We start from the raw sequence: 14,334 nt of genomic DNA, 5'->3' as shown, positions 1-14,334 counted from the left end.
TATGAGTTTTTCCCAAAGATGCAAGAAGGAACTCTTAAAAAAAGAACCAATAGACCTTGAAGGTGAACTCTTTTCTCTGGCTCATTTTATAGGGTCAATTAGGATTTCTGCGGCTGGTTTTAATGTGATTTTTAAAACTGACTCCAACCAAGAAGCCAGGTACATTTATAAATTAATTTCAGATTTATATGGCTATTCTCCAACCTTTGAAATCCAGGACAACCCTGATAAAAAAAATAAAAGAGACTATGTGGTTATAATTGAAGATGCCGATGTATCTGATAAATTAATTAGCTTAAGAAACCAAAGTTTTTTAGAAAATTATTCTAATATCGAGGACGTAAGTCTAAATCAAATCAAAGGCTTTTTGAAGATTGCCTTTATTTTTAGGGGGTCGGTAAATGATCCTCAGAGGGGCTACAACCTTGAAATTGTTGGTAAAAATATGGAAGAGGCAAGGATAATTAAAGATTCTATGGATGCCTTTAACCTAAATGCCAAAGTCAGCCAAAGGCTTGATTACAATATAATTTACCTTAAGGATTCTGATAAGATTTCAGACTTTTTGGTGGTTATAGGCGCCATGCAGTCACTTTTTGAGTTGGAAAATGTGAGGGCAATGAAGTCTATCAGGAATGATGTCAATAGGGTAAATAACTTTGACAATGCCAACATTGATAGGACAGTAAAAGCCGCAAGAGCCCAGCTAGACGCTATTAATAAAATAATAAACGAGGGAAGGTTTGACGAGGTCGATGAATTAAGCCAAAAAATAGGAAAACTTCGTCTTGAAAACCCATATTTATCTCTAGATGAACTAGGCGAGATGCTAAATCCACCTCTAAGTAAAGCCAAGATTAACTATAGACTGCAAAAGTTTATCAAATTAGCAAAAGATTTGTGAGAGCAAGTCTTTTTTTGAAGGAGTTACTATGACTACAAAATTTACCCACCTCCACCTCCATACAGAATATTCTCTCCTTGATGGTTTTACAAGGATAGATGAACTTTTGGATAGGTGTCAAGAACTCGGAATGGATTCTGTTGCCATCACAGACCATGGCCAGATGTATGGGGTCATAGAATTTTATAAACAAGCACAAAAACGTGGTATAAAGCCTATTATTGGTTGTGAGGTCTATGTTTCAGAAAGAGACCATAAGATAAAAGACCCAACCAATAGGAGGTACTACCACCTAATTTTGCTTGCAGAAAATAATACTGGCTATAAAAACCTAGTTAAAATTGTATCTGAAGCCTATGTTAATGGTTTTTATTATAAGCCAAGGGTGTCCTTTGATTATATAAAAAATCACACAGAAGGCCTAATTGCTCTTTCTGCCTGCTTAAATGGTGAAGTTAACCAAAGAATTTTGGAAGGGGACATGAAGGCTGCAGAAGAAACTGCCTTAAAATATGAAAATGCTTTTGGAAAGGGATCATATTTTCTTGAAATCCAAGACCATGGCATGGCTGAGCAAAAAAAGGTCAACCAAGGTGTGGCCTATCTTCATAGGAAACTAGGCATAGAAATGGTGGCAACTAACGATGTCCACTACATAAACAAGGAAGATTCCTATTATCAGGATGTCCTCTTGTGCATCCAAACTGGTTCATTGATTAAAGATGAAAATAGGATGAAGATGCCAAATAGGGAATTTTACCTAAAAGATCCTGAAACTATGGCAACAATTTTCAAAGATTACGAAAGAGCAATAGAAAATACTGGGAAAATCGCAGAGCGTTGCAATGTTGAGATTAAATTCCACCAACCCCACCTTCCTTACTACACAAAAGTCCCAGAAGGCCTTACAAATTTAGATTATTTGAAATTATTAGTAAACGAAGGCATTTCTGAGAAATATGAAACAGTCACAGATGAGATAGTGGAAAGAGCCAAAATGGAAATTGACGTAATAAATTCCATGGGTTATGTTGATTATTTCTTGATTGTTTGGGACTTTGTAAATTATTCTAGAAAAAACGACATAGCGGTGGGACCAGGCAGGGGTTCTGCGGCGGGTTCTCTTGTTTCCTATGCCCTTGATATTACCCAGATTGACCCTTTGAAATACAATCTTATTTTTGAGAGGTTTTTAAATCCTGAAAGGGTATCCATGCCAGATATTGATATAGACTTTGACTACGTCCTAAGGGATAAGGTTGTGGAATATGTCAATGACCTCTATGGCAGGGACCACGTTTCACAAATAGTAACCTTTGGTAGGATGCAGGCAAGAAATGCTATTAGGGATGTTGGTAGGGTTCTCGATATTGCCTATGGCAAGGTCGATACCATTGCAAAACAAATCCCAGCCACAATAGGTATGACAATAGATAAGGCTTTGGCAGAATCAGATGCCTTTAGGGCCTCATACGAAAAAGATGCTGAGGGAAAAAGGTTAATTGACACAGCCAAAAAACTAGAAGCCCTACCACGCCATACTTCAATCCATGCTGCAGGTGTAGTTATTTCTAAAGACCCACTTACAGATATAATTCCCCTTGCCCTATCAAATGACCAGGTGGTTAGTCAGTTTGATATGACGGAAATTGAGGAATTGGGACTTTTGAAGATGGACTTTTTGGGTCTAAGAAATCTCACAGTCATCAAAGATACCATCAAGGACATTAAGAAAAATTACGGCCTAGATGTCGATATAAGAAAAATTGACGTAAATGATGCGAACGTTATAAAACAATTTAACCAGGCTAAGACAATAGGACTCTTTCAGTTTGAGTCAGCGGGGATGAGGGCCTTTCTAAAAAATCTTAAACCAACAGTTTTTGATGATCTAATTGCGGCAAACTCACTTTTTAGACCTGGACCTATGGATGAAATACCAAAATATATCCACAACAAAAACAACCCAGAAGATGTCACTTTTTTAGATGAAAAGTTAAAGCCAATCCTGGGTGTGACTTATGGAATAATCGTCTACCAAGAACAGGTAATGCAAATAGTTCAACAGCTTGCTGGTTATTCACTTGGCGAAGCAGACAATTTAAGGCGTGCCATGTCTAAAAAGAAAATGGCAGTCATGGAAGAAAATAGGGATATTTTTATAAATGGTAAGGTCGATGAGAGTGGCCAAGTTATAATTCCAGGTGCAGTCAGAAATGGTGTAAATAGGGAAGCTGCAAATACTATCTATGATGAAATGATTTCCTTTGCTAAATACGCCTTCAACAAGTCCCACTCTGCGGCTTATTCGCTTGTGGCTGTCCAAACTGCATATCTAAAACACTATTATCCAGAAGAATATATGGCAAATCTGATTTCTTCTGTAATGGATCAGACAGGCAAGCTCTATACCTATGTATCAGAGACTAAAAGACTTGGCATAGAAGTCCTTGCACCAGATATAAATAAGTCTACTGGCACTTTTGAAGTAGAAGATAAAAAAATTATCTTCGGCCTATCGGGAATTAAAAATGTTGGCCTTAACCTAATTGAAGCCATTGTCAAGGCAAGGCAAGAGGGCGGCGCCTTTACGAATTTTAAAAATTTCCTAGAAAGAGTTGAAGATACTGACTCTAGGGCCTTAAATAAAAAGGGAATAGAATCCCTAATCAAGGCCGGAGCCTTTGACAGTCTTGGCTATACCAGGTCGTCACTCATGGCGATTTTTGAAAAGGCTATAAGTACAGTTCACGATAATAATAAGATCAATGTCACCGGCCAGATGAACCTCCTAGATATGGGAGAAAAACAAGAAGAAACTGATATAGATATGCCAGATATTGACGAATATCCTAAAAAAGTTAAGCTTAAACTAGAAAAGGAAGTCCTTGGTTTTTATATCTCTGAACATCCTTTATCAGAAAGAAGCCTTGCCTTATCAAATATTGTGAATTTTACCACAAATTTTAGGGAAGAAGTCGGAGAGGAAAATATTGCAAGGCTTGACGGTAATTTTGTCACCATGGCGGGGATTATTAATAATAAAAAAGAGCTCACAACAAAAAAACGTGATTTGATGGCTTTTGCATCCCTTGAAGATATGTATGGAAATATTGAAATGGTCATCTTTCCTAAGACTTATAGCCAGTATAGAAATCTAATCGATGATGATAATATTGTGATTGTTAAAGGAAGATTGCAAAGTGATGAAAGTGACGTAAAATTATTAGCGTCAGAATTTATTGACATAGAAAAGTCAAATCTTAAAACTTTATATCTAAAAATGCAATATAAAGAGTATAATGATGTCAAAGGGTTAATTTTGTCAAATTTCGGCAAAAACCCTGTAAAGATTTATTTTGAAGATAAGAAAAAGTTAGTTGGCCTTGATTCGAAATTATGGGTTGATATCAATGATTCTACTATAAAATTATTTGAAGATAGGCTTGGCAAAGAAAATGTTAAGACAAAATGAGGAGAGATAATGAAAACAATAGGTATACTTACTAGCGGTGGCGACGCACCAGGCATGAACTCTGCCATTAGAGGTGCTGTTAGAACCGCAATAAATAAATCTATGAGAATTAAGGGCGTCAGAAATGGTTACGATGGTCTTATGAAGGGTGATATTTATGAAATGAATATTTCTTCTGTAGCAGACATCATCCACAAGGGTGGTACTATCCTTGGTACTGCAAGAAGTCTTGAATTCGAAACACCAGAAGGTCAAAAAAGAGGGGCAGAAATCCTTGCTGACTATGGCATAGAAGGGCTAATTGTAGTTGGTGGTGACGGATCATTCAAGGGAGCTAAGGCTCTTTCAGATTTAGGAATCAAAACCATCGGCATTCCTGGTACTATAGATAATGACATGGGTTATACAGACTACACTATAGGATTTTTTACAGCTATAGAAACTGTAGCAGATGCCATAGGTAAATTAAGAGATACATCAAGCTCTCACGGTAGGGCTGTTGTTATAGAGGTAATGGGCCGTCATTGCGGTGATCTTGCTTTATATTCAGGTCTTGCTGGAGGTGCTGAATCCATTATCGTGCCTGAGCATAAGTTTTCTATTAATGAAATAATTGCCAAGATGGAACATGGTAGGAAGAGAGGAAAACTCCACCACCTAATTACTCTTGCTGAAGGCGTTGGCGATCCATATGCTCTTGCAAATGAACTTGAAGAAAAAACTGGTATCGAAACTAAGGTAACAGTTTTAGGCCACGTTCAAAGAGGTGGCTCACCTTCTGCAGTAGACAGACTTCTAGGTTCAGCCATGGGCGCTAGGGCTGTTGAATTATTATCAGAAGAGAAAACAGGCCTTGCTATAGGTTATGTAAATGGACAAATTATAGAAGTTAGTATAGATGAAGCTACATCAGTTAAATCAGTCTTTGATGAGAGTTTATATGATTTAGCAAATAGCTTATCAAGATAGGAGGAAAAATGCAACCAGATATTTTAAAGAAAACCAAAATTGTTTGTACAATAGGACCAGCAAGTGAAAAACCAGAAGTTCTTGAACAACTCATTCAAAATGGAATGAACGTAGCAAGACTTAACTTTTCACACGGAACTCACGAAGAACACTTAGAAAAAATCAAAACAATCAGAAGACTAAGAAGAAAACTCAATAAACCAATAGCAATCATGCTAGATACAAAGGGACCAGAAATCAGAACTGGTAACTATAATGTAAAGGAAATCTTCCTTAAACCAGACGACATCTTTACCCTAACAACTAGAGACGTTATGGGAACCCAAGATATAGTTTCTGTTTCCCACAAGGGATTACCACAAGACGTTAAAGTTGGTAGTGAAATCTACATAGATGATGGTCTTGTTCAACTTGAAGTAATTGAGATAAAAGACGGCACAGACGTAGTTTGTAGGGTTCAAAACAATGGTGTACTTTCAAACCATAAGGGAGTTAACCTTCCAGGATCAAAAACCAACCTACCATCTATCACACCAAAGGATGTCGATGACATTAAGTTTGGTATCGAAAACGGTATCGACCTTATAGCTGCTTCTTTCGTTCGTAAAAAAGAAGATGTTTATGATATAAGAAAAGTCCTTGAAGACCACGGTGGTGAAGATATTAAAATCATATCTAAGATTGAATCTCAAGAAGGTGTTGATAATATCGAAGAAATCATCGAAGCATCTGACGGAATCATGGTAGCAAGGGGAGACTTAGGTATAGAAATCAAAACTGAGCTAATCCCAGGAGTTCAAAAGGACATTATCAGAAGATGTAATGCTGCTGCAAAACCAGTTATTACTGCTACTCAAATGCTTGACTCTATGATTAGAAACCCAAGACCTACAAGGGCAGAGACAACAGACGTTGCTAACGCTATTATCGATGGTACTGACTGTGTTATGCTTTCAGGTGAAACAGCAGGTGGTAAATACCCAGTAGAAGCTGTTAAAACAATGAGAGACATCTGTATAACAACAGAATTATCAGATGACTTCATCGAAAAAGTATACAACACAAAGGTAGAATCTAGAAGAAATACAACCAACTCAATAGCAAGATCAACTTGTCAAATAGCTAGAGAACTAGACGCAAGAGCGATAATTTCATGTACATCAAGCGGTAATACATCAAGAGTAATATCTAAATTTAGACCAAGAACAAATATAATTGCAGCAACTACAACAGACATAGTTGCTAGACAACTATCAGTAGTTTGGGGTGTTTACCCACTAGTAATAAAAGAAGCTCACGAAACAGATGAGCTAATCGAAAGAGCAATAGTTGGTGGTCTATCTGAAGGCTACCTAGAAGAAGGCGACCTAACAGTTGTAACAGCTGGTGTTCCACTAGGTGTAAGCGGATCTTCAAATCTAATTAAAGTTCATGTGATCGGTGATATCATCACATCAGGTACAGGTATAGGTGCAAAATCTGTTTCAGGTAAGGTTGTAATCGGTTCAACTAAAAAAGAACTTGAAAGCAAATTTGAAGAGGGCGACATAATCGTAGCCAAATTTACAGATTCTGACATAACAGAATTTATCGAAAAAGCTTCAGCTATAGTTACAGAAACTGGCGGACTAACAAGCCATACAGCAGTAGCAGCTGTACACTTTGGCATCCCTGCAGTAGTAGGAGCTGTAAGTGCTCAAAGCCTAGTTCAAGATGGTCAAATCATAACAGTAGACCCAATAGGCGGAGTAATCTACAACGGAGAAACAAAAGTAATCTAATGAAATACCAAGATATCTATATAAGAGATATCCTAATAGATGGGAGGGGAGTCGGAGAAACTCCTGATAAGGTTGCTTTTATCGAAGACGCAGTCTACGGCGAAGTCTGCGACATTGAAGTCATAGAAGAAAAGAAAAATTTCTACAATGCAAAAAAGATAAAAACAATTAAAGAAAGCCCAGTTAAAACACAAGCTCCATGTCCATATTTTTATGAATGTGGAGCTTGTACTATTATGGATATAGAATATCAAACACAACTAAAAATAAAAAAGAATCTCATTTTACAAGCCATAGCCAAATCCACTTCCTATAAACTGGAAGATATTGAAATAATCCCATCAAAAGAATTAAGATATAGGAATAAAATCAGACTTCAAGTAGAAAAAGACGGACGTCTTGCCTATAACAAGTCTTACTCAAATGATCTAGTCTACATAAAAGATTGCCTCTTAGTCAGGGAAGAAATTAGCCAAAATTTAGACAAAATAGAAGAAATCACAAAGGATATTTCAGAAAAATTCCCAGGTACAATTAAGGAAATCACCATAAGAACCAATGGCGAAAATGTGATGATAAACCTTGATCTGGAAAATAGTGAAGAGCTAATATCCTATATCAGAGAAAAATACAAAAACAGTAAATTTTTCATAAATATTGTAGGTAAGGAAAATATAAACATTTCAGGCAAGGACCATTTGGAATATAGGATTTTTGACAAAACCTTCAGGATAAGTGCCAATGATTTTTATCAAGTTAATGACTTTCAAATAGAAAATCTTTACGGGGAAGCAAAAAAACTTTTAGGATCAGGCAAAAAAGTCCTAGACCTCTACTGCGGATCTGCCACCTCATCTATTGCCATCAACGGCGATAGGCTTGTAGGTGTAGAAATAAACAGAAACGCCATCCAAGACGCCAAAATAAACGCAGAAATAAACGACCTAAAAGACTTTAAATTCATAGCGAAAAACGCCAAATATATTGACGAAAAATTTATAAAAAAAGAAAAAATCGATAGCCTAATAGTAGACCCACCAAGGGCAGGACTAGACAAAGACCTAATAAAATCTATAGGCAAGAGTGGCCTAAAAGAAATAATCTACATCTCCTGCAACCCACAAACCCTAGCACGAGATATAAATAGGTTTGAAAAATTAGGTTATAAACTAGAAAAAATCAAGGGTGTGGATATGTTCCCACAGACAATGCATGTGGAAACTATAGCGTTGATACAAAAGATGTAAACTTAGAAATCCTGCATTTTAAGCAGTTTTATAAGCATTTTGTCTTCGATAAAGATGAAGAAGGATACGTCAAAAAGACCCAAAAAAACTACATGGACGTAAGAGTAGTTTTGCAACTGGTATGAGGAGACACAAAGAAAAATATAATAAGATAAAACCCATTTTATACTTTCTACAAGAGTAGCTTAAAAGGCTGCTCTTTTTTTCTAAGAAGTGAGTGTATATAAATTTTAAATATAACTAATAATACAAAATCTGATCTCTGAAATCAGAAGTCCAGACTTCCGAAAATCGGAATTTAAGAACTCCGAATAACAGATTTCTAGAAATCCGAAAATCGGAGAGTAACTATAATAATATTAGTAATATTGAGTTAAGAAAGAATAATTTTAGAAAGGGAGTAAGGATTCGTTACATCCTTTTTCAAAAAATGGAAAACTCATAAGTAACTTTACATATTCGCTTTTATAACATATAATAAAAGCGTAAACGAGAGGAGGCGGACTATGAATACACTTAAAGAATATATCCAAGAAAATTTAGTAATCACCAACAAAGAAGCAGAAGAACTTGGATATACTAGGCATAATCTATCAGAATTAACAAAAATCGGACAATTAGAAAGATTAAGACCAGGTCTATATCAATTAAAAGGAAAAGTAATAGACGATTTTGTTTTAATATCATCAAATAGTAATCGAATTATATTTTCACATCAAACAGCCCTCTATCTCCACGACCTATCAGATAGAACTCCAAATGTATTTCATATATCTGTGCCCCAAGGCTATAATGCAAGCCATATCAAAAAAAGATATGAGGATCTACAAGTTCACTATGTAAAAAAAGACTTATACGAACTAGGAAAGACAGAAATAAAATCACCGCAAGGCAACCTTATTCCAGTTTACGATATAGATCGAACAATTTGCGATATCATAATCGACAGAGAAAAAATAGATAAGCAAATTTTTACAGAAGCCATAAAAAGATACTTTAAATCAGAAAATAAAAATCTAAGACGACTCATAAAATACAGTAAATTATTTAAAATAGAAAATGAAATTAGAAAATACATGGAGGTATTATCGTGATTAATATCGAGAGTATAAAGGGCAAGATAAGAAGTCTGGCAGAGAAGAAAAATACGTTCTTAAAAGCCTTTCTGTATAACATATTTGGGCTTTTTATTTTTGGTGTTTCTTATTTTTTGAAATATGATATAAATAAGACTCATACAAAAGAAATATTATTAATATTATTTCTATGTGAGGTTTGTTATTGGTTAACGGTTGTAATTGGATTATTGGTTATTAAGAAGTTAAAAGTTAAAAAATAAATTTTGGCACCTATTTTACAAAATGATAGGTGCTTTTTTGATTTCAGGAAATCAATGATGGGATATTGGCTAATATAATATGAAGTTGTAGAAGAAATATAGCAACGACACGAATGAGAGACTTTTACGCCCTATACACCCTCTACAAACTAAAAAAAGATGAGATAAACTATGAAACTTTAAAAAAAGCAATAGAAAGAGCCTAAAAGAAAAGAGGAAGTCAGGAGATAATGAAAGACTATGAGGAAATAATCGAGGACATAAAAGAAGATTCATACCTAAGATCCTTGTGGGAAGTATATCTTAGTGAAAATAAGTACATTGGAGATCTGAAGTTTGATAAAGTTGTTGATGTAGTTATAATTTTATCAAATAGAATTAACGAGATGTAATTTAACAGACACTGTCTGGCAAATTATAGATAGGAGAAAAGATTTAGAATATTTAAAACAAGGAGATACTGTGAAATTTTGGGAAAAGTAAAACAATAATTGAGAACCTTATAAATACATAGGAATGTTCATATTTTGTCTTCTAAGCTCTTAAAAGCAAAAGAACAAGTAAAAAAAGTCAAGAAAAGATAAAAAGTCCATATTAGGGCAAATAAAAAGCTTTAAGACGGATGATAAAGCTAAGTCAAGTAAGATAGACCATAGCAAAGGTGAAGAGTGGTAAATATCGGCAGCCTTCGGACTGTCTTTATTTTTTATTTGATTTAACGCAGTGAACCGTACAATTGAAAGGAATCTGTGTTATATGCTATAATTAGGTAGTTAATCTATACATATAGAAAGGTAAAATATAGAATTGGAGAATGATATGGGATTTTCATATAATAAATTATGGAAGTTATTAATAGATAAAAATATGAAAAAAACAGACTTACAATGTGCAATAGCAACAACTCCTAAGACAATAGCCAAGATGGGAAGAGATGAAAATGTAAGTTTGGAAACATTAGGAAAGATTTGTGAGTATTTTCAATGTGATATTGGAGATATTATTGAATATAAAAATGGAGTTAAGATAAATGATAAATAATACTCTTACCTATATTTCTTTATTTTCATCAGCAGGAGTTGGTTGCTATGGATATAAACAAGAGGTGTTTCAAGGGGAGGTGATAATTTGATAGTAAGTCAAAATTCAAAAGATGTAATTAAGATATTTCAAAATATAAAAGATATACCTATAAGTACAAATTTAGATGACGGGAATTTAAATATTTTTATGTGTCCAATAAATGCTAGGAAATTTGATTATAATCAAATTTCCTTAGTATTAGTAGATTCTGTAATTGATTATGCTATATCCAAGAAAAATATAACAAAATATCAAAATAAGCCTGGAAGATTATCACAAATTGCACGTAAAAAGTTTAAAGAATACTTGAATAATACAGGTGAATTAGGTGAATTGCTTTTATATTGTTTTTTAGAGGGTCATTTAAATGCCCCTAAAATTTTAACAAAAATGGAGATGAAAACATCTAACAAAATGTATGTCAATGGATCAGATGGAGTGCATCTTTTGAGTAATTGTGACGGAACATATAAACTTATATTTGGGGAATCTAAGTTATATAAAAATATATCAGATGCTTTATATGAAGCATTTAAATCTATAAATGATTTTATTAATGAGATAAATACTAGTGGAGAAAATAAAAGTGGTATAAATTATGAAAAAGATTTAATATCATCAAATATTGATAATTTTGAGTTGAGTGATGAGGATAAGGCTATATTAGAATTTATAATATATCCATCTAAAAATGAGAAAAAATTGCACATAGACGATGCTTTTTCTATTTTTATTGGTTATGAAATAGATATATCAGAAGAGACGAAGAAATGTACTAGCAGTGATTTTATTGATGAAGTTAAGAAAAAAATTCTCTTGGAATTAGATTCTTTTGAAAATAAGGTATATAAAAAAATTAATGACAACAATTTATTAGGGCATACTTTTTTTGTCTACATTGTTCCATTCACTGATATAGATAATACAAGAAGAAAAATTTTAGAGGATATTTTAACATGAATAATCTTATTGCTGAACTTTCAGAAAAAGCATTTAAAGACGAATATTTGATCAATTTAATATACAATTTAGAAAAAAATTATTGTAATAAATTATTAGATGAAGAGTTTATAATTAAGTTATCAGACAAAGAATTGTTTGATTTAATGAGATTTGCCGATATACTATGTAGATCGTCTGAAGCTGAACATAAAAATTTATCATTAAAAATAGTAAGCCTTGTATATGAGTTTAAAGAACTTTTACAAAATCAGTTTATAAAATTAAGCATTATGAATGTGCTAACCAAATTAGGAAATTTTCCTTCTATTAATCTAATTTGGAATAAATTTGAGAATACTGGAATTGATGAAATTGATTTGGATTTAATAATTAAAAGATTATATAACAAATCACCAATTCAAGAAATTTTTACAGATGAGCAACTTAAAATATTTAATGAATTAAAAGATAATAATCACTTTAGTTTTTCTGGAAGTACGTCATTTGGAAAATCATTTATTTTTGAAGCTTTTACTAAATACTTAATAGAAGAACATAATCAGTCAGATAATATAGCTTTTATTGTTCCGACTAAAGCACTCATAAACCAAGTTTCTTATAAGATTAGAAATCTAGTTAAATCATACAGTTATAAGGTCATCAATTCTCCAGAAATACCTAAAATTTTAAAGAAAAAAGATGGAAAATATATTTTTGTTTTTACACCAGAAAGGTTAATTTCTTACTTTTTAGATGGGACTAATCCTAAAATAGATTATTTATTTGTAGATGAAGCTCACAAGTTATTGAGTATAAAAGATACTAGAACACCATTAATGTACCACGCATTAGTTATGGCAAAAAGAAAAAGTATAAACATATTTTTTGCATCTCCAAATATTCCTAATCCATCAGTATTTTTAGAATTGGTAAATAATACTCCCGACGAAAGTTATGCAGTTAAAGTTGAATCAGTATCACAAAATAGATTTTTTATTAATTGTCATACAGACTCTAGTTATTTAATTAGTGATTATGGAGATAATATATTATTTCCTAAATTAAATTTTTCTGGTAATGTTATTACAGATTTGGGCACTATATTAAAGACTTTTTCTAGTGGTAGACAAAGTATAGTTTATTGTAATACTATAGAAAAGACAATATCAACAGCATTCGAATATGCAAAAACTTTAGAAGAAGTAAAAAATGATTATATAGATAAACTAGTTGATATAATAAACGAAAAAGTTCATGAGCAGTATTATCTTAAATATTGCTTGAAAAAAGGCATTGCATATCATTTTGGTGGAATTCCTGAAGAAATAAAAATAAAAGTTGAAGAGCTATATAAATTAGGATTTATAAAAATTATTTTTTGTACTTCAACACTCTTAGAAGGAGTAAATCTACCCGCAAAAAATATCTTTATTTTAAGTGAAAAAATTGGATTATCAAATATGACCAATGTTGATTTTTGGAATTTAGCGGGTAGGGCAGGGAGACTAAGTAAAGATTTATCGGGTAATATATTTTGTGTTAATCTTTATAATCAAGAAGGTTATTGGAAAGATGAAAAAAAAGTTCAAATTCTTAGGAATAAAAATATTAAAGAAGTTGAGCCAATTATATTAATGAAAAATAACAAGAATTTATATAAGAATATAGCCAACTACTATACAAAGAATGAGTACACTAACAAAAGTTTATCTGAAGATGACAAAAAAATCATAGAAATGTATGGTAATATTTTATTATATCATGATACAGTTAATAGCGATTCTATTTTAAAAGATAGATTTATAGATTCAGGAAATAACTCGTTAGATATTTTGAAAAAAATTAGGAATGAAAACTCTATACCTGGAAATATTTTAGCAGAAGGTATAGATATAAATATTGAGATTCAAAATAAGGTTTTTAATGGAAATAAAGAATTATTACCTATAGAAACTACTTATGAAGGTTGCTATGAAGTATTAAAAATATTATGTAAAGAATACGATTGGCTAAGAACTGAAAACAAGGGAAATAATCCACTGATAAGAAGCAAAGAACAACTAACTTATTATGCTACATTAATGGAAGGTTGGATAAATTCTAAACCTTTAAAATATTTAATTCAAAAAACGATTAGCTATTATTACAATTCTGGAGAAAATAAATATATAAGTTTACGTAAAGATGGAAATATGTATAACGTAAAGTTTGATAAAAATAACTCTCTTCATATTAATACGCTTATTAATAACTTGATTAAAAATTTAGAGAATAATATTAAATATAAGATTAAAACCTATGTAGGTAATTATCAATCAATATTACGTTCATGCGATTTAGATCTTGAGTGTGATTGGGAAGAGTATATTGATTATGGAACTACTAATCCAAAAATAATCGATATACAAAATTTAGGATTTTCAAGAACCATGGCAATATTTTTATTAGATAAATATCCTGATCTATTTATTAAAAGTGAAATAGGTGAAATTATAGGAATTGATGATGAAAAATTAAGAGCCTCTATAAATCAAGATAAATACGAAGAAGAATATAAGGAACTTAACACTCTATTTGAATGGGAATGATAGTAA

Annotated in this window: 9 protein-coding genes and 1 pseudogene; all 10 read left to right on the top strand. The window is 32.5% G+C overall.

Features of this window, described 5'->3' with window-relative positions; all coding sequences use genetic code 11:
- Nucleotide 1 precedes the first annotated feature (1 nt).
- The 10 genes and pseudogenes from whiA (at nt 2) to K8P03_RS10625 (ending at nt 14,328) form a co-directional block, all read left to right on the top strand.
- Nucleotides 2-904, top strand: coding sequence for a DNA-binding protein WhiA (gene whiA, locus K8P03_RS10670; RefSeq protein ID WP_223420588.1), 903 nt, complete (start codon nt 2-4; stop codon nt 902-904).
- Nucleotides 905-932: 28 nt separating this feature from the next.
- Nucleotides 933-4,379 (top strand): DNA polymerase III subunit alpha, encoded by a 3,447-nt coding sequence (locus K8P03_RS10665; RefSeq protein WP_223420587.1) that lies wholly within the window; start codon nt 933-935, stop codon nt 4,377-4,379.
- Between the two features lie 9 nt (nt 4,380-4,388).
- Entirely contained in the window at nt 4,389-5,348 is a 960-nt protein-coding gene (gene pfkA / locus K8P03_RS10660) for a 6-phosphofructokinase (protein ID WP_223420586.1), read from the top strand.
- Between the two features lie 8 nt (nt 5,349-5,356).
- A complete protein-coding gene (gene pyk / locus K8P03_RS10655; RefSeq protein ID WP_223420585.1) occupies nt 5,357-7,129 on the top strand; it encodes a pyruvate kinase in 1,773 nt (590 codons plus the stop codon).
- A complete protein-coding gene (gene rlmD, locus K8P03_RS10650; protein WP_223420584.1) occupies nt 7,129-8,376 on the top strand; it encodes a 23S rRNA (uracil(1939)-C(5))-methyltransferase RlmD in 1,248 nt (415 codons plus the stop codon). The genes pyk and rlmD overlap by 1 nt, the downstream gene beginning before the upstream one ends.
- A 506-nt stretch (nt 8,377-8,882) precedes the next feature.
- The gene (locus tag K8P03_RS10645) at nt 8,883-9,470 is read left to right on the top strand and encodes a type IV toxin-antitoxin system AbiEi family antitoxin domain-containing protein (RefSeq protein WP_072537659.1); all 588 of its coding nucleotides are present in this window, start codon (nt 8,883-8,885) and stop codon (nt 9,468-9,470) included.
- Nucleotides 9,471-9,804: 334 nt separating this feature from the next.
- A pseudogene (locus K8P03_RS10640) lies at nt 9,805-10,107 on the top strand (nucleotidyl transferase AbiEii/AbiGii toxin family protein); the annotation flags it as partial.
- Between the two features lie 427 nt (nt 10,108-10,534).
- Complete coding sequence (locus K8P03_RS10635) at nt 10,535-10,756, top strand: helix-turn-helix domain-containing protein (protein WP_070606340.1); 222 nt, start codon at nt 10,535-10,537, stop codon at nt 10,754-10,756.
- Between the two features lie 87 nt (nt 10,757-10,843).
- Nucleotides 10,844-11,758, top strand: coding sequence for a HamA C-terminal domain-containing protein (locus tag K8P03_RS10630; RefSeq protein WP_072537657.1), 915 nt, complete (start codon nt 10,844-10,846; stop codon nt 11,756-11,758).
- Entirely contained in the window at nt 11,755-14,328 is a 2,574-nt protein-coding gene (locus K8P03_RS10625; protein ID WP_223420583.1) for a DEAD/DEAH box helicase, read from the top strand. Before K8P03_RS10630 ends, K8P03_RS10625 begins: the two co-directional genes overlap by 4 nt.
- Nucleotides 14,329-14,334 lie beyond the last annotated feature (6 nt).

It is taken from the genome of Anaerococcus murdochii (assembly GCF_019957155.1).
Taxonomy (GTDB): Bacteria; Bacillota; Clostridia; order Tissierellales; family Peptoniphilaceae; genus Anaerococcus; species Anaerococcus murdochii.
Note: the sequence above shows the minus strand (reverse complement) of the source record. Positions and strands in the feature narration are given on the sequence as shown.